Raw genomic sequence first — 22,680 nt, 5'->3', positions numbered from 1 at the left:
TAGAAATATTCTTTGAATATATTCTTTTAGTAATATTTGGAATGTATTTAAATTAAACCAAATGAATAAATGTGCAAAAAAACATGGCATAATGTGCAAAAAAACATGGCGTAAAGTGCAAAGAAATTTGTCTATTGAAGGCATTTTTTTTGATAATTTGTTGAATATTGCGCTTTGTAAATCTGGCATGAAAATTGCATATATTCAGAAAAGGAATTCGAATTGTAAATTAGGTCTATTTGAAAGTCTATGAAATAGGAAAATTTATTAAATGGATTTCCCCATATATGAAAGCGCTTATATAGAAAGGGATGAAAATTTATGATACCAAAACAAGAAAATGACATCTTGCATCCTCCAAAGCAAGAAGAACAAGGATTAAAGCGCGGTTTAAAATCCCGCCATTTAACGATGATTTCCATTGGAGGGGCTATTGGCACCGGGCTGTTCCTCAGCAGCGGGGCAGCCATTCATACAGCTGGGCCAGGCGGAGCATTACTTGCTTATGCCTTAGTTGGGGCAATGGTGTACTTTGTGATGACGAGCTTAGGGGAATTGGCAGCATTCATGCCGACAAGCGGCTCTTTCAGTACCTATGGGTCGAAGTTCGTCGATCCGGCATTTGGATTTGCCTTGGGATGGACGTATTGGTTCAATTGGTCGATGACGATAGCTGCAGAGTTGGCAGCCTCGACAATGATCATGAAATTCTGGTTTCCGAATAGTCCATCATTGTTGTGGAGTTCATCATTCTTGGTGCTCATTTTCCTATTGAACTATTTATCCGTTAAAGGATATGGTGAAGGGGAATACTGGTTTTCCTTCATAAAAGTCACGGCCATCGTTATTTTTATAATCGTCGGGCTGCTAATGATCGTCGGCATTATGGGCGGCGAAGCAGTAGGTTTTAAAAACTTCACCGTCGATGAGGCTCCTTTCCCGGGTGGGTTCATGGGTGTCTTCATTGTATTCATAGCGGCTGGCTTTTCTTTTCAAGGTACTGAAATTGTCGGTGTGGCTGCCGGTGAGAGTGAAGATCCAGCAAGGAATATACCGAAGGCCATTAAAAGTGTATTCTGGAGAATCCTGCTCTTTTACGTATTTGCAATCTTCGTAATAGGACTGCTTATCCCTTATACGAATCCAAGTTTACAAGGTGATAACGTCATGGTAAGTCCATTCACGCTCATTTTTGAAAAAGCTGGAGTGGCCTTTGCTGCTTCGCTTATGAATGCCGTCATTTTAACAGCCGTATTATCTGCAGGTAACTCCAGTCTATATGCATCTACGCGTATGTTATATTCAATGGCAAAAGATGGACAAGCACCGCGTATTTTTGCAAAACTTAATAAACGCGGAGTACCGGTTGCAGGCATGATTTTGACATGTTCCATCGGCATGCTTGCCTTTTTAGCCTCCGTATTCGGTGATGGTAAAGTGTATATTTGGTTAATGAATGCCATTGGAATTACAGGATTCATCTTTTGGCTGGGCATTTCCATCAGCCATTACCGTTTCCGGAAAGCATTCATCGCTCAAGGCCATTCATTGGAGAAGCTGCCATATAAGGCATTATGGTTCCCGATAGGTCCGATCTTTGCCATATTAATTGGCATGATCGTCATCCTGTCCCAAAATATCCAAGCCTTTTTCTCAGACCAGATCGATTGGGGCAGTGTTATAGCAGCATACCTGGGAATCCCGCTTTTCCTTGGTCTATGGTTTGGCTATAAACTGATAAGAAAAACTAAATTCGTTAAACTTGATGAAGTCGAATTTGACTTTGACAAAAAATATGAATGAACAACCTTAAAGTGAAATCAGCCGGACAATGCAGTATTGAATTGTCCGGCATTTACTTGTTATGCTCATCATCAAAAAGCTAGGAAGCCGATTCCTAGCTTTTTATTTTTGTTAAATGGAAATTTATACATATTCGATGAGAGGTGTTATATGATAATCGTAATCTCTGCTAAATTGAATGTACAGAACGACGGGGAAAGCTTTTAATATTTTCAATGGAAAGGGAAGGTGCACGGCTGATGACCTTATTGACTCATTTAAAAGTATTGGACTTTTCAACGTTACTGCCAGGCCCATATGCCACTTTGATGCTTGCGGATTTAGGAGCGGATGTATTGAAGGTAGAGAGGCCGGGAGCAAAGGATTCATGGGGTGTGAACCAATATCTTAATAGATCGAAGAAGTCGATCACACTGGATTTAAAACAATCTGAGTCAATCGAATCTGTAAAAAACCTAGTGAAGGAATACGATATCGTCATTGAACAATTCCGTCCAGGTGTCATGGAACGTCTGGGACTGGGGTATGAGGCATTAAAATCGATCAATCCAAAGCTGATTTACTGTTCCATCACGGGATTCGGCCAGACTGGTCCCTATAAAGACCGACCGGGACATGATATCAATTATATTTCAATTGCAGGCTTATCAGGCTATTCCGGTACGAAAAAGGGCGGACCGGCAAAAAACGGAACCCAAATAGCAGATCTTGCCGGAGGCTCATTGCATGCTGTTATCGGTATATTATCTGCAGTCATTCACAGGGAAAGAACGGGATTCGGCCAAGCCATCGACATCAGCATGACCGACTGCAGTTTTGCCTTGAATGCCATATCCGCACCTTTGAATTTACAAGGGGGCCTCGAGCTTGAACCAGAAAAAATGATGTTAAACGGAGGATCCTTTTATGACTTTTACGAAACGAAAGATGGACGCCATTTTTCGGTAGGGAGCCTTGAGCCCCCATTTCGAAAAGCATTATGCGAAGCAATCGGTGCACCCGAATTGTATGACCTCAGCATGAAAAGCGATGAAGAAAGCGGAATTAGATTTAAAACGGCCATCCGACTGGCTTTCCTTGAAAGAGATTTTCATGAATGGCAGGAAATATTCGCTGATTTCGAGGCCTGTGCAGAACCAGTGCTGACCTTCACCGAAGCGGCCGAACACCCCCAATTGAAGGAAAGGGGAATGATCGTCGAGGTACCTGACGGAAAAGGAAATGTCCAGAAGCAAATCGCCTGCCCAATCAAAACATCGGTTTTCACCCCTGAATATAAACATACAGGCTTGAGGCCAGGACAAAACAACGCAGAAATTCTTCGCACCCCCAATCGTTAAATAAAGATGAAAAGGCTATCACTTTTCCGGAATTTTTGGGAAGGAGGTAGCCTGTTTTATTGAGGAACGGAAAAAGCAGGAGGAGGGATGAAATAATCGATGGAAGGACGAAATAAGCAGGAGATAGGTCGAATTAATCGGTGGAAGGTCGAATAAAGCAGGAGATAGGTCGAATTAATCCATGAAAGGTCTGATTATGCTGGAAACAGCCATGATTAAGGAGAACTAATTATCCTCTTATCACTTGTGGAAAGCAACATATTACTACTGTGAAAATTTACTAGTTATAACTAGTGTGGGCAGGGTATCAGAGTAGCATCCTGTTAAGAAAATTGCTCTAGTAAGGAGGGTTGCTTAAACATGTTTGGTCTCTCTGATATCATTAAATTTCTATTTTCCTTTTTTTTGATCATGCCGATCGTTACGCTGATACATTTGAGCGGGCATATTTTCTTTGTTACGATCTTTGGGGGATCAGAAAAGAAAATCTTGATCGGTTGTGGCAATAAAATTTTCGCCTTTCGGAACATAGAGGTGAGGAAATATTATTTTTGGAATGGGACTTGCGAGTTCAAGGGATTGAAACATGATAATCGATTGACGAATACGCTGATATATTTAGGCGGGTCTATCTTTAATTTAGTCAGCATGCTGATCATATATAGCTTAGTGTATCAGAATATCCTGGACAGCTCGGTAATCTGGTATCAATTTATCTATTTTTCTTTTTATGTTTTGTTTTTCTCCTTGTTTCCGATGTATTTCTCGGACGGGTCGCCTAGTGATGGGAAGGCTGCGGAATTGGCCTTGAGGAACAAGCTGGAAGATAGGGTGACGGATGATATATTTGTGAAGAAAATGGATGATGATGATAGTTGCAAGTAAAAAGGGGACGTGCTGGTGAGCGTTCTTTTTTTGTTGCTTTCGGCTTTGAATGTCTTTTACGGTTTTTATATACTATAAACCTAATCGGCACACTTATCTAATGCCGATTAGGTTGTTGAATCTTGTAAATCAGAATTAAAGTTTTCGGAAAAAAATCACTCCCATACTTCTTTTGCTATATCAACGACGAATTTCAGCTTTTCCCATTGCTGTTCTTCCGTTAGTTTGTTGCCGTGATGGGTGGAGGCGAAACCGCATTGCGGGCTTAAGCATAATTGTTCGAGAGGAACGAAGTCTGAAGCTTCCTTGATGCGTACCTTAACTGCTTCCTTGTCTTCGATTTCTCCATTTTTTGAAGTGACGACACCCAGTACGACCTGTGCACCGCCATTTGGAATGTATTCCAATGGTTTGAAATCCCCTGAGCGTTGATCATCATATTCCAAGAAGAATCCATCCACTTTTTCTTTTGCCAATAAAGTTGGGGCGATATGGGCATAGCTTCCTTCAAACGCCCATGTCGACTGGTAGTTTCCGCGACATAGATGGGTAGTGACGACAAGGTCTTCTGGTTTTCCTTCCAATGCGCCATTAATGACGCGAAGTGCAAGATCAATTAACTGTTCCCTCGTATATTTTCCATCTTTGAATTGGAAATCTGGAGCTGAAAGCCTGGCAATATATACATCATCCAATTGAAGATAACGCACACCTGCTTCATAAAAGGCTTTCAAAGCATGCTGATAGGCTTTGATGATATCATTTGCATAGTCTTCAATATCAGGGTAGATGTCTTCATTATGAATGCCTGCAGCAAATAATTGATTCGGACTGGGAATGGTTTGCTTGGCAACGGCACGTCCGTTCACGATTTTGTCCAATTCTATGAAATCACGAATGAAGGGATGTTCAGGATTGAATGAAACCTTCCCGGTATTGCGAACGTTATATCTCTCTGTTTCCACACCATCGAACGTGAGACCTTTTTCAGTTACATATCCCTCGATGCCATTTAAATGTTCGAGGAAGTCAAAGTGCCACCATGTTCGTCTGAACTCACCGTCCGTAACGGCCTCTAAACCAACTTCAATTTGTTTATCGACAATCCGTTTGATTTCTTCGGTTTCAATTTCACGAAGCCGCTCTGCTGAAAGGGTACCCTCCCTAAATTGCTTTCTGGCAATATGTAAACGTTCCGGTCTTAATAAACTTCCGACGTGATCGGCCCTGAATGGTGCTTTCGTTAATGTGATTGACATGTTGCATTCCTTCTTTCCTTTTAAAAATAAAAAACCTCTTCTTAAAAATAAGAAGAGGTGTTGGCAACAAAAGCTATATACTCTTCTTATCTTCAAGTTTTTACACTTCTGGAATTAGCACAGTACATGAATAGTCTGTTGCTGAGGCATCAAAGGGCCAGTCCCTCCACCTCTCTGGATAAGAGTTGTCTATTAAATTAATTATGACTATACAGGTAGTTTTTATAAAGGTCAAGAGTTGGAGGTTGAATATTTAGAATATACCGTTTATTAATTCACGCTTAAATGTTAACGGCATCAGGTAATCCGGCATATGCTTTGAGTGGGGAGGGAATGCAAGGATGAGTCCATTCAAAAGCGGCATACCGATAACGGTAACTGAATCCATGATAGAGAGAATCATAAAAATGAAATCATATGGCCAGGATATTAAAGTCAAGATTACGCCTAAGCATATTGTGCTTTCCGGAACGATGGAAGTGAAAAAAATGATGTTTAAGAGAGACGTAGCTTTCCGGATTACATTGAAACCGGTTCATGTGGAAAAAAGAACGATTTCATTTGAATTAGTGGAAATGGAACCCATTGACAGGAATTTCATCAACCAAAGGATATTTAACAGACCGCCATTTTTTGAATATGAAAAAAGAGCGATCAAAATGAATGTTAATGCTTGGAGCATCGTGCGAAAAATTCCCATTGGCACAATTAAATCGTATGAACTCGTCGAAGGTGCATTGAAAATGAAACTTTCTTTATGATTCAAGGGGATATTTTACATATATGCTTAGCCGCAATCTATAAAGGGTGTGCCAGGTATGATAGTGTTAAGATGACATGGTTCATGAAAAAAATGTGTTTGATAAATCAAGCTCTTTAAAATATACTAAATGACTTGAAGTTTTGAGTTTTTCTGGGAATGAGGAGGATAATGATGGATCAGAAGATTTTGCCTGCTTCAGCAAGCATGAAGGATTTTGAAAGATTTCTAGAAAGTTCCTATGAAATAGGTGTGTTTCTTGATTTGCATATCTCACAATTGAAAAATGTAAGTATGATGGCAAAGCAGCATAATAAGAAAATGATTTATCATGTCGATTTGATCCATGGCATAAGAAGTGATGAGTACGCGACAGAATTCATTTGTCAGGAATATAACCCCTATGGGCTGATTTCGACTAAATCAAGCGTTATATTGAAGGCGAAGCAAAAGGGGGTCATTGCCATCCAGCGAATCTTTTTAATAGACTCACATGCGCTTGAGAAAAGCTATAAGCTGGTGCAGAAAACCAAGCCGGATTATATCGAAGTATTGCCGGGCGCTATGCCATGGATGATAAAAGAAGTGAAGGAACGATTGCAGACACCGATATTTGCAGGTGGCCTCATACGTACTTCGGATGAAGTCCTAAATGCCCTTGATGCCGGCGCCTCGTCAATCACCACTTCAAAAACTGAATTATGGGATATCGTCTAATAGGGAAAAATTGAAAAAAATTACAGAAAAATAGATTAATTTTTCACAAATTATTGACAGCGTTTTCATAACCTAGTATATTTTACAGTACAAGTTAATATATGTGACGGAGACTAGGAGATTCACAACAGATCTATTCATAATTTTTTTATGAAGATAGTTCTGCTGTGGATCTCCTTTTATTTGTTGGCAAGGTTTAAAAAATTATCAGGGGAGGGGTTTTATCATGACTCCATTTTGGGGAGAAGTGTTAGGCACGATGATATTAGTTTTATTCGGAGCAGGTATTGGGGCAGGTTCATCCTTAAAGGGTTCCTATGCAAAAGATGCCGGCTGGATCGTTATCACGATTGCGTGGGGATTGGCTGTTACCATGGGTGTTTTTGCAGTGGGTTCCATAAGCGGGGCGCATTTAAACCCAGCGGTCACAGTAGGGTTTGCCATTATTGGAGAATTTCCATGGAGTGATGTGCCCGGTTACATCGTTGCCCAGATGATTGGCGCGATTCTCGGCGCAACTCTAGTATTCCTGCACTATTTGCCACACTGGAAAGCTACGGATGATCCAGGGGCGAAGCTTGGTGTATTCGCGACTTCACCTGCAATCCCGCACACATTTTCAAATCTATTAAGTGAGATGATTGGAACTTTCATCCTTATTCTTGGTCTATTATTTATAGGGGCCAATGATTTTACAGAGGGTCTAAACCCATTCGCAGTCGGGTTATTGATTGTCGTGATCGGGATGTCACTTGGGGGAACGACAGGATACGCCATTAACCCGGCCCGCGACCTGGGGCCGCGCATCGCTCACTTTTTGCTGCCGATACCTGGTAAAGGCAATTCCAACTGGGGCTATTCATGGATTCCGGTCGTTGGACCGATTGTAGGGGGTTCACTTGGTGCCGTTTGTTATAAAGCATTCTTTATGGGGGAAATAACGGCAGGATTTTGGTCTGTTATGGGTGCAAGCCTGGTACTATTGATAGTAGCCTATGCTTTTGGTAAAAAACAGTCACATGAATTGGATAGCAGAAATATCGCTAGTTAATTAAAAGGAGGGGCATACACAATGGAAAAATACATTTTATCATTAGATCAAGGAACAACAAGTTCGAGGGCGATTTTATTTAATGAAAAGGGGGAAATCGTCCATTCCTCCCAAAAGGAATTCACACAGCATTTCCCTAAACCAGGCTGGGTCGAGCATAACGCCAATGAGATTTGGGGATCGATCCTGGCGGTGATCGCCGGTGTACTATCTGAATCCGGTGTAAAGCCAGAGCAAATTGCCGGTATCGGGATCACCAATCAGCGTGAAACGGCAGTCGTTTGGGATAAGGAAACAGGTGCCCCTGTCTATAATGCGATTGTATGGCAGTCCAGGCAAACAAGTGGAATCTGTGATGAGTTGAAGGAAAAGGGACTTAATGATTTATTCCGGGATAAAACGGGATTGTTGATAGATGCCTATTTTTCCGGAACGAAAGTGAAATGGATCCTCGATAATGTGGAAGGGGCACGGCAAAAGGCAGATGAAGGCAAGCTGTTATTCGGTACCATCGATACTTGGCTGATCTGGAAGCTATCAGGAGGCAAGGCTCATGTAACGGACTATTCCAATGCATCCAGGACATTGATGTACAATATCCATGAACTGAAATGGGATGAAGAACTGCTTGAGATATTGACTGTACCAAAGTCGATGCTGCCGGAAGTGAGGCCTTCCTCTGAGGAATATGCACGTACGATTGAATATCATTTCTTCGGCCAATCGATTCCGATCGCCGGGGCAGCCGGTGATCAGCAGGCAGCATTATTCGGCCAAGCTTGCTTTAATGAAGGAATGGCTAAAAATACGTATGGAACAGGCTGTTTCATGCTCATGAATACAGGAACCAAGGCTGTCAGCTCCGAACACGGACTATTGACGACCCTTGCTTGGGGCTTGAATGGGAAGGTCGAATATGCACTGGAAGGCAGTATATTCGTAGCTGGCTCCGCCATCCAATGGCTGCGCGATGGCCTGCGGATGCTGCATGATGCCAAGGACAGTGAAGCCTATGCAAAACGGGTGGAAAGTACGGATGGAGTATATGTGGTACCGGCCTTTGTAGGACTTGGAACTCCATATTGGGACAGCGAAGTGCGGGGAGCCGTTTTTGGTTTGACGCGCGGCACATCCAAAGAACATTTCATTCGTGCCACACTTGAATCACTTGCGTATCAAACGAAGGATGTCCTTGATGCAATGGAGGCGGATTCAGGAATCGAGCTGCAAACACTAAGAGTGGATGGCGGGGCAGTCAAGAATGACTTCTTGATGCAATTCCAGAGCGACTTATTACGTGTGCCCGTGGAGAGGCCGACCATAAACGAAACTACAGCATTAGGTGCTGCATACTTAGCCGGCCTTGCTGTCGGGTATTGGAAGGATCAAGAAGAAATCTCCCGGCAATGGGCGGTAGACAAAACCTTTAAACCTTCCATGGAAGAGCAAGAAAGCGAAAAATTATATGAAGGCTGGAAAAAAGCTGTACATGCCGCTATGGCGTTTAAATAAAAAACAAGATGTATTCTTTCTCAAATGAGCTGGAGTATGCTATAATGAAATCAAGTTAATAACTCGGCCGGAGAACAGGAGAGACCATGAATGCGTTATCGTTAATTCGATAATGTGCATTTATGGTCTCTTTTTTTGTTTTTAATGGCAGATTAGGGATATTAATATCTATATAACCTATGCGAACAAATGAACCAATTGAATATTAATGACCGAACTCACGAGTAAATCGTGTGAATTCACGAGTAAAAGTGCAGAATTCACGCGTAAACAGCGTGAACTCACGAGTAAATCGTGTGAATTCACGAGTAAAAGTGCAGAATTCACGAGTAAACAGCGTGAACTCACGAGTAAATCGTGTGAATTCACGAGTAAAAGTGCAGAATTCACGCGTAAATAGTGCGAATTCACGAGTAAACAGTGTGAATTCAAGAGTAAACGCAAAATTCATACAAAAAAACAATAGAATGCAATACTTAAAGGAGGAGTCAGTCATGAGGTTTTCAAATATATATCGGAAAGAAACGGTCGAAACTCTGAAAAAAGAGAAATATGATGTGGTTGTCATTGGTGGGGGAATTACCGGTGCAGGTATCGCCCTGGATGCAACGACCCGTGGGATGAAAGTGGCTTTGGTTGAAATGCAGGATTTTGCTGCAGGTACTTCTAGCCGCTCGACAAAACTTGTTCATGGCGGATTGCGGTATTTGAAGCAATTTGAAATAAAAATGGTTGCTGAGGTTGGTAAAGAGCGAGAAATCGTTTATGAGAATGGACCGCATGTGACCACGCCGGAATGGATGCTGTTACCGATGCATAAAGGAGGCACCTTCGGGAAATTCAGTACCTCCATTGGACTTAGGGTATATGATTTCCTTGCGGGGGTTAAAAAATCTGAACGCAGGAAAATGCTTTCGGCGGATGAAACACTAAAACGGGAGCCTCTCGTTAAGAAAGAGGGACTGAAGGGCGGAGGCTACTATGTTGAATATCGGACAGACGATGCACGTCTTACGATTGAAGTCATGAAGGCGGCTGTCGATAAAGGTGCAACACCGATAAATTATACAAAAGTAGAACAATTGTTATATGAAAACGGTAAGGTGAACGGAGTCCAAGTTGCCGATTTGCTTTCAGGTGATGCTTATGAAATATACGCAGACAAAGTCATTAATGCAGCAGGTCCGTGGGTGGATTCCATTCGTGAGAAGGATCAATCGAAACAAGGGAAGACGCTGAAGCTATCCAAGGGTGTTCACGTGGTCATCGACCAATCGAACTTCCCGTTGAAGCAGGCACTTTATTTTGATACGCCTGATGGCCGGATGATTTTTGCCATCCCGAGAGCCGGTAAAGCTTATGTAGGGACTACGGATACTTTTTATGATGGTGATCCTGCAGTGCCGACCGTTACTTCCGATGACCGTGCCTATCTATTAAAGTCCATACATTATATGTTTCCGGAAGTGAACATTACGAATGATGATATCGAATCTAGCTGGGCTGGGGTAAGGCCGTTAATTCTTGAAGAAGGGAAAGATCCTTCTGAGATATCAAGGAAAGATGAAATATGGGAGTCCGATTCTGGACTTATCACGATTGCGGGTGGGAAATTGACCGGTTATCGCAAAATGGCAAAAACGACGGTCGACCTTTTGGCTGGGAAGCTTGCCCAGCAATCCAATAAAACTTACCCAGCCAGCAGCACTAAAGGAATGCCGATTTCCGGAGGGGATGTCGGGGGATCAAGCAACTTCTCCGATTATATCAAGCAACATATTCAAATGGGAGTTGACTCAGGACTCGCTGTAAAGGACTCCAAAGAGATATTGGCCATGTACGGGTCCAACGCACCTGTGTTATTCGATATCGCCAAAAACGAAGGAGACGGAGAAGCGAGCAGTGGCCTTCCAAAGAAATTGTTCGTACAGCTGAAATACGCAGTGGATCATGAAATGGCCGCAACTCCAGTGGATTTCTTCTTCCGCAGGACGGGGACGTTGTTATTCGATATCGATTTAGTCCAAACGCATAAACATGCAGTGATCGATTATATGGCTGGATATTTTGGATGGACGGAATCAACAAAAATAGAGAGAACGAATCAATTGGAACAGGAAATATTGGGTGCGATTAAAGTATCTTGACCTATATGCAAAAAACATGACGCCGGCGGAATCGCTGGCGTTTTTTTGTATTAGGAATGTGATTATCGGGGTATTTGCAAGTGGAAAAATAAAAAAACATGTAAGGTTTCCTTACGCGAAAACTATTGTTTAATCTAACAAGATGAAATATAATCATTAAAAGATAAATTAGAATTTTCAAACTATAAAGGGGGAGCTTGATTGTCTGAATTTATTACGGCTTTAAATGGAGTTTTATGGAGTTCACCAGTTATTTATATTTTATTGGGAGTAGGTTTATTATTCTCGATTTTAACCCGTTTTCTGCAAGTGAGGCATATTAAGGAAATGGTCCTCTTGATGTTCCAAGGAAAAAGTTCGGAAGCGGGGGTTTCCTCATTCCAGGCTTTATCCATAGCCCTTTCAGGTCGGGTCGGTACAGGTAACATTGCAGGAGTGGCCACGGCTATCGCCTTTGGCGGTCCCGGTGCCGTTTTCTGGATGTGGGCCATAGCCTTCATAGGAGCGGCCAGTGCATTTGTGGAATCCACTTTAGCTCAAATTTATAAAGTCAAACAAGATGGACAATATCGGGGAGGTCCTGCTTATTATATTGAAAAGGGGATAGGGTGGAAGTGGTTTGCTGTCCTTTTTGCATTTGCAGCCCTGATAGCCATGGCCATCCTTATGCCAGGTGTTCAATCCAATTCGATTGCTGCCGGGGTGGAAAATGCATTCGGTATCAAACCGGTATTCACTGGTTTGGCCATCGTCCTTTTACTTGGCTTCATTATATTCGGCGGTGTAAAACGGATAGCTAATGCTGCAACCTTAATCGTGCCTTTCATGGCCCTTGGTTATATATTGCTATCTGTTGTCATCGTTCTAATGAATATCACAGAATTACCAGGAGTCATCTCTTTGATATTCAGAAGTGCCTTCGGGTTGGATTCCGCATTTGGGGGGATCATTGGCATGGCGATAGCTTGGGGAGTGAAACGCGGCGTTTATTCGAATGAGGCCGGCCAAGGGACAGGAGCTCATCCGGCGGCTGCGGCTGAAGTATCACATCCGGCAAAGCAGGGTCTTGTTCAAGCATTCTCGGTTTATATCGACACATTGTTCGTTTGTTCCGCTACGGCCTTCATGATTTTATTTACAGGCATGTATAATACACAAGCGGAAAATGGTTCATATATCGTCAATAATTTGGGAGATGTAACACCTGGTCCAGGGTATACACAAGCGGCAATCGATAGCGTAATCCCAGGTTTTGGTGCTGGCTTTGTTGCAATCGCCCTTTTCTTCTTCGCCTTTACGACGATCATGGCCTACTATTATATCGCTGAAACCAATATCGCCTATTTAATGCGCAACCGGAATGGTAAAACGGCCATGTTCGCCTTGAAGCTCATCATCCTGGCGGCCAGTTTTTACGGATCCGTGCGGACGGCAGAGCTGGCTTGGGCATTAGGTGATGCTGGACTAGGGATTATGGTATGGCTCAATGTCATTGCCATTTTAATTCTTGCTAAACCGGCGCTCATTACGTTAAAGGATTACGAAAAGCAAAAGAAAGCAGGGGTCGATCCGGTTTTCAATCCAAAAGCTTTAGGCATAAAAAACGCCGATTTTTGGGAGCGTGAATACACCGGCGACAAAGAAAATGTTTCTTGAGGGAAAATGCTCTTGAATTAATTAATATAAGAAGATACATGAAAAGCCAGTTCAAGTTATTTGCGAGCTGGTTTTTTATAGTTTTGCGATAACCAGGGGGATGATATGTTAGCTAAATTAGCCCAAGAAATTGTGAATATAACCAGTGAAGTAATCGGCCATGATGTGCTTATTACGGATAAAGACGGAATGGTTCTTGCTGTTTACTTAAAGGGTGAATGAATAAAAAGCTTGTCTACTATTAAACAAGCTTTTCCAAATACATTTACCGATTTCGCCAAGATTCAAGCGATGTTTTTTTCCAGCAAATCTATTATTCATTTAAATACTTTTCTAACATATATTTAAATCTTTTTTTATCATAATTATTATACTGATTAGCTATATTACGTATTGGATCTCCTGCGTAAAAACGTTCATATAATTCATGCCTCGACCCTAAAGGGCTCCCCACAAGATCCCACGCTAATTTAAATAGTTTTGTTCTCTTTTCTGCTTCCAGATTCGCTCCTTTATAATATTTTGTCAGCAAATCTGATAAGGGACTTTGAAAATCCTGGACACTTGAGGGAATTTGAATGAATCCTCCTGCTCCTATGAGTTGTAAGATCTCTATGGCACGGGGATAATATTTGGTCCCAAGGTTTCTGGCTGTTTCAATATACGTAAAATTTGGGATGAACGTTTGATATTGATCAAGCTTTCCTTCCCTTTCTGAAGCTATCAATAAAGCTCTGATCGTCTCGACTTGGATGAGTAGTTCTCCTATTTTTTCTTGAACATGCAGATAAACATCGGCCCCTATTGCTTCAGCAATTTCGCAAGCTATAGCCGCAACGAATTCCAGCTTTGTTAATAATCGAACAATTGCTTGATGATATGCTAAGCCATTTGATGCGGGATTTAATTTGATTTGTAACAAAGCATCTGGGTTGTCGTACAGTAATACACGTTCCCATGGGACGAATACATCATCAAAAATTAATAAAGCATCCATCTCGTCGTACCTTGAACTTAGAGGCGAATCTGCTGTTTTGCTTTGATTTGCAGCAAAGGATTCCCGGCAAACCATATGCAATCCGGGAGAGTTGGCCGCAACAATAAGCATATGAGCTATGGATTTTTGTTCTTCTTTCAGATTTGCGAGGGGATAAACGATTATATCATTCGAATATGGTGCTGCAGTACCAATCATTTTGGCTCCACTTAAGAAAACACCATCACTCGTCTTTTTTGTAATTCTTAATAATCCTAGATCATTTATATCTTTGAAACATTGATCGGCACGATTAATTTGAGGATCTCGTTGGACGACACTTAAAAAAAGATTCTTATCTCTTGCTTCTTCATAATAAGCTTTAATTTTATGGGAAAAGTGTGCATCAAACTTTTTATAGTCCTCTCGCGATGCATACCATCCTGTTAATCTTGATCTTGCATAGTCTGATAAACGGCTCATCACACCATCAGTTGTTTGGCTCCAAGTTTCAAAAGCTATCCTCCTCTGCAGTAAATCATCATAAGAGTGTGGAACTAAAAAGGCTGAATGGACGAACTTTTTCGTTTTGGGGCTAGGATAGCTTACCAAGTTTCTCTTTTGCGGATCATCAATCATATTAAATAAATCGGAAATCGTAGTTAATGTACCAATGAAGTTCTCATCGGTTGTGACATCAATTTTTGTTCCATTTAACCAAACACTTCTTCCGTCTTGCAAGCTTTGAATAAATTGATTGCTTTGCGAATTCATAGCATCCTCCTGTGAAACTATGGGAATTTTTTTGGCGGTGAAAATGACATTCCTATATCTATTAGATTATTGCTCATATATTTGAGTGAAAATGAATCTGGGGATTGTTCATGAGGAAGGATAAGTTGTTCCGCCTTTTAATGGTGGAGTGTATATATGAAATGTAATAACAGGTGAAGTGGTGGGATTATACATCATATGGATGGTATCTTCTTTAACAAGGAGGATCTCATTTTGGGAAAACTCCTCGATTCGATCATAAATAGGATAAGATTTTTTGTCTTCTAACTTATATAATACGTTTAGAAAATCTCCAGCCACTACAAAAATGCATCCAATAGACAATCCATGATCATGGATAAAAGTTTTGGCCATACTAGGTAAATGAATAACAATTACTTCGACATTTTCGGAACTGTAAATAACATTTCTTCCGTATTCTAAATCCTTCGGTTCAGTAACATACTTAGAAACTTCATTAAATGTTAGATTTAAAGATTGTACAGCTTGTACTAACTTAACCTCATTATATGAGGGTAAGTTATCGAAAGTGCTTTTGATAGTCTCTAAAAAACCCATTCTTTCTCGGCTCCTTACAAATAAGATAGCGTTCATTTTTTTTCAATGTCAGGAAGCTTGACTTGTCCCCTTTTTTTGAGGGGGTTAATAGTTAAATTAATCTGAAATCTTTTCGGCTCCTTTCTTTTTAATGATTAACTTGATTCCAAAGTAACATGATTAAATTTGTCGACTTTCTGAAATATAGTATGAATAAATTATTTAAATGTGCATTCCCAATAATGAAATGGACACAAATTTCCAAGTATATAATCGTCAATCATTAAATAGCCTGATATAAAGGGTATTGGCTGGGAGTGATCATCATATGAAGATTTCAAGTAAGGGGGAATATGCATTAAGAGCTTTAATAGCTTTAGCAAAGAGCGAAGAAGAACTCATGCAGATTAAAGATATTGCGAATGAGACATTAGTGTCTCCTCAATATCTGGAACAAATTCTATTGCATTTGAAAAGTCACGGTTATGTTAAAAGTAAAAGGGGAGTCCGCGGAGGGTATACTTTAAAGGAATTGCCCAATAAGATTATCATTGGAAATGTAATTCGGGACTTAGAAGGACCGCTTGCCCCTATGAGTTGTGTAAGCATTACAGCATATGAATATTGTCCCCTTGAAGATAATAACTGTTTATTGAAACCTCTTTGGGCACTGATTAGAGATCAAGTGGCAGAATTGCTGGATAATACCACTTTAAAAGATCTTTTGGAAGGAAACTTGTATAAATAGGAACCGATTTCTACTAAATTTAAAAAATGGATCTTTCCATAAGATTATATAAAAACCTAAAACTTGATATGGTAAAAGCGTTAAAGAAGTACAACAATGTATAAGGAGAGAAAAAACTGGCAGACCTAGCCGCGTTTCTTCTCTCCTTCGCTTATTGAATCACCCGAACTCAAAAACGGGGCGTTCTTTAAGATCTCTGCTTTATAAGCTGTAAATCGATGTATAGTTGCATTCTCGAATGAAAGTCATCAAAATCGATTGAGGTGAGATCGGTTATTTGATTCAATCTATATTTCAATGTGTTGGTATGAATGTATAGCTGTTCCGATGTCGGTTTGATCCGGCAATTGTTCAATAGATATATTTCCAGTGTTTGAAGGAGTTTGGTTTGGCTTTCCAGGTCCTTCTTTTGAAGAATCTCTAAATCCGTATTGATATATTTCTTTTTAGTATGATGGTTGGAGATCATTTCGAGGTAACGGAAAATCCCAAGCTTGCTATATTGGAAGGGAAGCTGCTCAGGTTCACCGATGAACTTGGCTGAGTTGATCACTTCCAGGGCTTCGAGATAGGATTTTCTTAATTGAAGAATCGAAGAGTACTCATTTCCGATTCCCGGGAATACCTTTTTGTCGGTGAATTGGGAAAGAACGGTGTTCGTTAAATCATTGGCGCTATCGGTAAGCAGGTCTTTCCCTTTTCCATTGCTGCCAATCAGAACGATGATCTTCAATTGGTTTGTGAATACATGGGTAAAATGATTCAACGCATTGGCGAACAGACTGACTGTATCCGCTAATTCATCGAAATGTTCCGCATCGGATTGAGCGATGGTAAAGACATTGACAAGGAAAGTTTCCGGAATGAGAAGACTCATATTGGCGGCTTCCCATTTTATTTGGTTTTCCGTTTGATAGACTTCGTCAATGACCTTTTGATAAAACTCATTTTTTTCTTCATCTTTTTTCATGTTTATCTGTTTTTTCTGATAAAGGAGCTTGCCGATATGATGGGAAACTTCATGTAAAAATTCCAGATCGGAATCAGTCATCATTTCCGTTTCTTGGACCCAAATGAAGCCGAAGACCTGATCTTTGTGAACGGCGCTCACAACGACCCTTTGATTTAATCCTATTTCCTCGATTTGTTTCACCCTAAATGGATGCTCCACTGTTTTAAGCTGTTCGACAATGCCCTCATCCATGAATTTTTCCAGAATTGGAATCGGCCAATGCTTTGTGAAGATGGTTTGCCGATTGGCTTGGTCGAAGTGTTCGATATAATAAGAACTATATGCCAGCAATAAAAATTGGTCATTTTCGATGACGACTGGTTTTTTTAAATAAGTGCTGACCATATCCGTTATATCGTTGATGTTTGTGAGAGTCAGAATTTTTTCTAATGACATATATGGCCCCCTGTAGTTTTTTGAAGTGTATGACAACTTAGTTTAATAATACTTTTAAACTAATGATGTGTATAGGGGCAAGAACAAAGAAGGAACGGTATATGAATAAATACCGTTCCTTTTAGGGGTTTTATTATTGTTTTAAAGTTTTTTCGAATTCTTCGAATGTCGCTTCTACTTCTTTTGATGGTTTCGCTGTTAGAAGACTGACCAGGATGATGGCAATCAAGCTTGCACCAAAACCAGGAATCATTTCATAAAGCGTATCGGATAATCCTGCCATCGACCAGAAAATTACAGTCCCGGCACCAACGATCATCCCGGCTAAAGCGCCCCATCTTGTCATTCGTTTCCAGCAGAGGCTCAGTATAACCAATGGACCGAATGAAGATCCGAATCCAGCCCATGCATAGCCGACAAGTCCAAGGATCGTGTCATTCTGTTCCCAAGAGAGAATGAGCGCTATGACGGATATGGTCAGTACGGAAAGTCTGCCCAGGAAAACAAGCTCTTTATCTGAAGCGGAACGACGGAAGAAAGTTTTGTACATATCCTCCGTTAAAGAGCTGGCCGTAACCAAAAGCTGCGAAGAAATCGTGCTCATGATGGCTGCCAGTATTGCGGAAATCAAGAAACCAGTGATAAGCGGGTGGAATAGTATTTCCCCTAACTCTATAAAAATCGTTTCAGGATCATCTAACTTCAGGTTGTTCTGATGGAAATACGTAATACCGATGAATCCAGTCAGCATGGCACCGATACTGGAGAAAATCATCCAACCCATCCCGATAGTACGGGCTTTCTTGATCTCTTTAATAGAACTGATCGCCATAAAGCGGACAATGATATGCGGCTGTCCGAAGTAACCCAGTCCCCAAGCAAATAATGAGATGATTCCTAAAAAGCTCGTCCCCGTGAAAATATTCAATAGGGCTGGATCAATGGAACGTGGCGTGTCAATCGCAGGACCGAAACCGCCAACATGGAAAAGGGTGACGATCGGTACAAGAACCAAGGCGACAACCATGATGATCCCTTGAACAAAGTCTGTCCAGCTTACTGCCAGGAATCCACCAAATAAAGTATAGGCAACGGTGACGCCTGTTAAGATCCATAGGCCTGTATGGTAATCAAGGCCAAATGTACTTTGGAATAAGACTCCGCCGGATACCATTCCGGAAGAAACGTAGAAGGTAAAGAATACGAGGATAACCAAAGCCGAAATGAGCCTTAAGATCTGTGAGCCCTCGCCAAAACGATTTTCCAGGAAAGCGGGGATCGTAATCGAGTTATTGGCGACTTCCGTATAGGTCCTCAATCTAGGTGCAACATATAGCCAGTTCATATAGGCTCCTAATGTGAGACCGATTACAATCCAGATTGAACTTAGTCCTGTTGCGAACATGGCACCAGGCATACCCATTAAAAGCCAACCGCTCATATCAGCGGCACCGGCGCTTAATGCAGTGACAGCAGGTCCAAGACCCCGGTCGCCCAGCATATAATCATTTAAATTGGAAGTCCTTTTGTAAGCGAAGTAACCGATGAGAAGCATGCCAGCCATGTAAATGCTGATCGAAATTATTAATGCGTAATCCATAAAAGACTCCCTTCGTGATGAAATATATAATTTTTTGTTTTAAAAGAGGAAGCAACCTATTTGTCACTTCCTCCATTTAACTTCATTTTGGTTTCCGTATCCAGAATGGAAGATACGAAAACCATAGGGGTTTCAAATCATCTTCAAATAGCTCAATGGAACATTATCAGAATGTTTCGGATGTTGTTTTTGCTTGCATATGAAGCTGCAAGTAGTCCGGTCCGCCTGCCTTGGAATCAGTTCCTGACATGTTGAACCCGCCGAATGGCTGATAACCTACGATTGCACCAGTACAGCCGCGGTTGAAATATAAGTTCCCGACATGGAATTCTTCGCGTGCTTTTTCCATGTTAAGGCGATTTGTCGTAATGACAGCCCCAGTCAAACCATATTCAGTGTTATTGGCAATCTCAAGTGCTTCGTTAAAGTCCTTCGCTTTTGTGAAGGCAACGACTGGTCCGAAGATTTCTTCTTGCATCAAGCGGGCTTGCGGATCGACATCGGCAACGATTGTCGGTTGAACGAAGTAGCCTTTAGAGCTATCTCCTTCTCCGCCAGTCAGAATGCGTCCTTCTTGGTTCCCGATTTCAATATAGCTCATGATTTTGTCAAAAGCCGCTTGATCGATAACCGGTCCCATGAAATGATTTTCTACAGGATTACCAACTGTAAGTTTTTTTGTTAATTCAACAGCGCGAGCTAATACTTGATCATATACATCTTCAACGATGACAGCACGGGAACAAGCAGAACATTTTTGTCCAGAGAAGCCAAATGCAGATTTCACGATCGATTGAGCCGCCAATTCAAGATCTGCCTCTTTGTCGACAACGATTGTATCTTTTCCGCCCATTTCAGCGATGACACGCTTCAGCCAAATTTGGCCTTCGTTCACTTCTGAAGCACGTTTGTAAATGCGCAGACCTACATCACGTGAACCTGTGAAGGAAATGAAACGTGTTTTAGGATGATCGACCAGGTAGTCGCCGACCTCTGCTCCGCTTCCTGGAACGAAATTCAATACACCTGCTGGAAGGCCGGCTTCAAGCATCACTTCAACGAATTTCGCAGCAACGATAGGAGTAGTAGAAGCTGGTTTCAAAAGGATTGTGTTACCAGTAACGATAGCGGCAACAGCTGTACCTGCCATGATCGCAAATGGGAAGTTCCAAGGAGAAATGATGATGCCGACCCCTAATGGAATATAATCATAGCGGTTGAATTCTCCTGGACGGCTTTGAACAGGCACACCATCTTTAAGAGTCAGCATTTGACGGGCATAGAATTCAAGGAAATCGATTGCTTCCGCTGTATCCGCATCAGCCTCATTCCAAGGTTTTCCCGCTTCTTTCGTCAATAACGCAGAGAATTCATGCTTGCGTCTGCGAATGATGGCAGCCGCTTTGAACAAAACGTCAGCGCGGATTTCCGGCTTCACTTTTTTCCAGCTTTCAAAAGCGGTAACAGCTTCCTGCATGGCTTTTTCAGCAAGATCCCTATTCGCTTTCGATACTCGTCCGATGACCTCTTGCTTATCTGCAGGGTTATATGAAACGATTTTCTCATCGGTCGTCACTTGCTCTGCACCGATATAAAGAGGGTAGTCTTGCCCTAAGTAGCCCTCAACAGTTTGAAGGGCTTCCTGATATGCTTTTTTGTTTTCCTCGTTTGTAAAATCGACAAATGGTTCGTGTTTATATGAAATCATTGATAATCACACCTTTTAATAGATTTTTTGTAGCAATTAATAATGTTGAATGTATATTTAGCTTCTGACCATCCCTTTGAAGGCAAAGGCAATATTGGATGGCCTTTCTGCAAGCCTTCTCATGAAGTATCCATACCAATCCAGACCATATGGTACATAAACGCGCATTTTGTAACCTTGCTTGACCAACTCGTATTGGGTCTTGTTTCTCATGCCATAAAGCATTTGAAATTCGAATTGTGTATTTGGAATGTCAAACTTCTTGGCCAGCTCTTTTGTATATTCGATGATTTTGTCATCATGTGAGGCAATGGCGGTGTAATTTCCGTTAAGAAGACTTTGCTTGATCAACTTTTTATAGTTTTCGTCTACATCATCTTTTTCAGGAAAAGCCACCTCGGGAGATTCCTTATAGGCACCCTTTACGAGACGCAGGAATGGCTTATATTGGGCAAGGTCCTCCAAATCTTTCTCTGTGCGGAATAAATATGCTTGCAGAACAGTACTTATGCAGCTGTATTTTTCTTTGAACTGCCTGAAGATATCGATTGTCGCCTGACAGCGAACTTCATCTTCCATATCGATCGTGACCATGACTTTATGTTTTTCGGCTGTATCAAGAATTTTCGTCATATTCTCAATCACGAGTTTATGATCGATATCAAGTCCCAAAGAAGTCATCTTCAGAGAAACCTGTGAATCAAGTTTTTCCCTGCTGATCATTTCGATGGTTTCGATGCATTCTGCCGTACGTTCCAGGGTCACTTCCTTGGAATCAACGAATTCCCCAAGATGGTCGACTGTAACCGACAAGCCGCTATTATTAAGTTGTTTAATGAATTTAATGGAACTTTGGAAATCAGTTCCCCCAATGATCTTTCCAGCAGCAAAATTTCCTCCGCTTTTTTTAGCAATATTATTAAGCAGGTTATTCTTAGATAAAAATAAGAAAAAGTCCCTTGTAATGGCTTCCATATAAAGCGCACCCCCTAAGAAGATGTATTTCTTAAATTAAGCTTAAGGTTTTTCGACAATATTCTCAATGTTCTTAAAAAACAATAATTCTGTCTTTTGTTTGTCGGTTTTGGACAAATGAAAAGGTTTACATATCTCCTTGAATGTTCAGATGAAACGAAGGTTTATCTTTTGACTTATAGAGAAACGCTGGAGGTAAAGCCTTTATTAGTGAGCGATGATGGTGTAGGCCTTCAATGAATGCGTTTAAAAGTGGCAGCTCGACCATAATCATCCAATGCGTTATAATGAACCTTATTTAACAGAATCGGTCAATGTTCGAAGAAAAAACGATAAATGAAGCTTTCAGACGTAAAATCGGTGAAAAACCGTAAAAATAAGTGCATCGGCAAGCCGGGGAGGATAAGGAATGGATGCTGTACTTGAAGAACTTAGAGAAACATCAGGATTGATAATAGGATTAATAATGGCCCTGATAATAATGGGGCTGATCGGTTATGCCCTTACGAATGTACATGAATCCATTGTGTCACCTGTGGTTCAGTTCATTAAGAAAATGGTTAGTCGAAAATAGCTGAGGCGGAATACATAACCCTTTGTCGCTTTTAAACAATTCCTGCAGGGTTTGTCTAAAAGCGACAAAAGAACCGTTAGCTATAAGCATATTATCCGAGAATGATGAAAATCCCCCGCTTCCATTAGAAGCGGGGGATTTTAACATATGAGCTTTTTCACCTGAACTTTGAAAAGCTGGGGCCGTTGGAATGAAGGTATTTTATTTGAAAGTAATTGACTTCAAAGTG

The 22,680-nt window shown here is 41.2% G+C and carries 19 protein-coding genes and 1 riboswitch; of the genes, 12 read left to right on the top strand and 7 right to left on the bottom strand.

The annotated features are described in order from the left end of the window. The first annotated feature begins 321 nt into the window (after positions 1-321). From OSJ91_RS25040 to OSJ91_RS25030, 3 genes are all read left to right on the top strand, one after another. On the top strand, positions 322-1,803 hold the full coding sequence (locus OSJ91_RS25040) for an amino acid permease (protein ID WP_350300396.1): 1,482 nt from the start codon (positions 322-324) through the stop codon (positions 1,801-1,803). A 239-nt stretch (positions 1,804-2,042) separates the two neighbouring features. Next, positions 2,043-3,143, top strand: a complete 1,101-nt coding sequence (locus tag OSJ91_RS25035) for a CaiB/BaiF CoA transferase family protein (RefSeq protein WP_485890644.1) — start codon at positions 2,043-2,045, stop codon at positions 3,141-3,143. Positions 3,144-3,503: 360 nt separating this feature from the next. Beyond that, on the top strand, positions 3,504-4,028 hold the full coding sequence (locus OSJ91_RS25030) for a hypothetical protein (protein WP_205684549.1): 525 nt from the start codon (positions 3,504-3,506) through the stop codon (positions 4,026-4,028). Positions 4,029-4,183: 155 nt separating this feature from the next. Here the strand turns inward: OSJ91_RS25030 and OSJ91_RS25025 are convergent, their stop codons facing one another. Next, positions 4,184-5,287: a 5-methyltetrahydropteroyltriglutamate--homocysteine S-methyltransferase gene (locus tag OSJ91_RS25025; RefSeq protein ID WP_485890643.1), complete on the bottom strand. Its 1,104-nt coding sequence runs from the start codon at positions 5,285-5,287 to the stop codon at positions 4,184-4,186. 83 nt (positions 5,288-5,370) lie between these two features. After that, positions 5,371-5,472: riboswitch (SAM riboswitch) on the bottom strand. 156 nt (positions 5,473-5,628) lie between these two features. Between OSJ91_RS25025 and OSJ91_RS25020 the strand changes: the two genes are divergently transcribed. From OSJ91_RS25020 to OSJ91_RS24990, 7 genes are all read left to right on the top strand, one after another. Then, on the top strand, positions 5,629-6,048 hold the full coding sequence (locus OSJ91_RS25020) for a hypothetical protein (RefSeq protein ID WP_413019847.1): 420 nt from the start codon (positions 5,629-5,631) through the stop codon (positions 6,046-6,048). Positions 6,049-6,221: 173 nt separating this feature from the next. Further along, positions 6,222-6,764, top strand: coding sequence for a glycerol-3-phosphate responsive antiterminator (locus OSJ91_RS25015; protein ID WP_048683275.1), 543 nt, complete (start codon positions 6,222-6,224; stop codon positions 6,762-6,764). A 226-nt stretch (positions 6,765-6,990) separates the two neighbouring features. Continuing rightward, entirely contained in the window at positions 6,991-7,815 is an 825-nt protein-coding gene (locus OSJ91_RS25010) for an MIP/aquaporin family protein (protein WP_127777776.1), read from the top strand. Positions 7,816-7,836: 21 nt separating this feature from the next. Further along, positions 7,837-9,327, top strand: coding sequence for a glycerol kinase GlpK (gene glpK / locus OSJ91_RS25005; protein ID WP_350300391.1), 1,491 nt, complete (start codon positions 7,837-7,839; stop codon positions 9,325-9,327). Positions 9,328-9,821: 494 nt separating this feature from the next. Continuing rightward, positions 9,822-11,474 carry a glycerol-3-phosphate dehydrogenase/oxidase gene (locus OSJ91_RS25000; RefSeq protein WP_485890642.1) on the top strand — a complete coding sequence of 551 codons (1,653 nt, stop codon included), beginning with the start codon at positions 9,822-9,824 and terminating at the stop codon, positions 11,472-11,474. Positions 11,475-11,675: 201 nt separating this feature from the next. Next, positions 11,676-13,130 (top strand): alanine/glycine:cation symporter family protein, encoded by a 1,455-nt coding sequence (locus tag OSJ91_RS24995; RefSeq protein WP_350300389.1) that lies wholly within the window; start codon positions 11,676-11,678, stop codon positions 13,128-13,130. A 105-nt stretch (positions 13,131-13,235) separates the two neighbouring features. After that, complete coding sequence (locus OSJ91_RS24990; RefSeq protein WP_350300388.1) at positions 13,236-13,352, top strand: sugar diacid recognition domain-containing protein; 117 nt, start codon at positions 13,236-13,238, stop codon at positions 13,350-13,352. Between the two features lie 91 nt (positions 13,353-13,443). On the opposite strand, the gene OSJ91_RS24985 is transcribed toward OSJ91_RS24990, so the two are convergent. Both OSJ91_RS24985 and OSJ91_RS24980 read right to left on the bottom strand, forming a co-directional pair. Then, positions 13,444-14,880 (bottom strand): 4-hydroxyphenylacetate 3-hydroxylase family protein, encoded by a 1,437-nt coding sequence (locus OSJ91_RS24985; protein ID WP_485890641.1) that lies wholly within the window; start codon positions 14,878-14,880, stop codon positions 13,444-13,446. 108 nt (positions 14,881-14,988) lie between these two features. Further along, positions 14,989-15,459, bottom strand: coding sequence for a cysteine dioxygenase (locus OSJ91_RS24980; protein WP_485890640.1), 471 nt, complete (start codon positions 15,457-15,459; stop codon positions 14,989-14,991). Positions 15,460-15,766: 307 nt separating this feature from the next. Here OSJ91_RS24980 and OSJ91_RS24975 point away from each other — a divergent pair, with 307 nt between their 5' ends. Next, the gene (locus tag OSJ91_RS24975; protein ID WP_350300385.1) at positions 15,767-16,186 is read left to right on the top strand and encodes an RrF2 family transcriptional regulator; all 420 of its coding nucleotides are present in this window, start codon (positions 15,767-15,769) and stop codon (positions 16,184-16,186) included. A gap of 187 nt (positions 16,187-16,373) precedes the next feature. On the opposite strand, the gene OSJ91_RS24970 is transcribed toward OSJ91_RS24975, so the two are convergent. The 4 genes from OSJ91_RS24970 to OSJ91_RS24955 form a co-directional block, all read right to left on the bottom strand. Then, the gene (locus OSJ91_RS24970) at positions 16,374-17,594 is read right to left on the bottom strand and encodes a PucR family transcriptional regulator (protein WP_485890639.1); all 1,221 of its coding nucleotides are present in this window, start codon (positions 17,592-17,594) and stop codon (positions 16,374-16,376) included. Positions 17,595-17,727: 133 nt separating this feature from the next. Further along, entirely contained in the window at positions 17,728-19,194 is a 1,467-nt protein-coding gene (putP, locus tag OSJ91_RS24965; protein ID WP_485890638.1) for a sodium/proline symporter PutP, read from the bottom strand. Positions 19,195-19,360: 166 nt separating this feature from the next. Then, the gene (gene pruA / locus OSJ91_RS24960) at positions 19,361-20,902 is read right to left on the bottom strand and encodes an L-glutamate gamma-semialdehyde dehydrogenase (protein WP_485890637.1); all 1,542 of its coding nucleotides are present in this window, start codon (positions 20,900-20,902) and stop codon (positions 19,361-19,363) included. Between the two features lie 57 nt (positions 20,903-20,959). Beyond that, positions 20,960-21,877, bottom strand: coding sequence for a proline dehydrogenase family protein (locus tag OSJ91_RS24955; protein ID WP_350300382.1), 918 nt, complete (start codon positions 21,875-21,877; stop codon positions 20,960-20,962). A 409-nt stretch (positions 21,878-22,286) separates the two neighbouring features. Here OSJ91_RS24955 and OSJ91_RS24950 point away from each other — a divergent pair, with 409 nt between their 5' ends. Then, on the top strand, positions 22,287-22,451 hold the full coding sequence (locus OSJ91_RS24950; protein WP_214744096.1) for a hypothetical protein: 165 nt from the start codon (positions 22,287-22,289) through the stop codon (positions 22,449-22,451). Positions 22,452-22,680 lie beyond the last annotated feature (229 nt).

Source organism: Bacillus sp. T-10(2022) (assembly GCF_056502895.1).
This window is presented reverse-complemented; position numbering and strand designations above follow the sequence as displayed.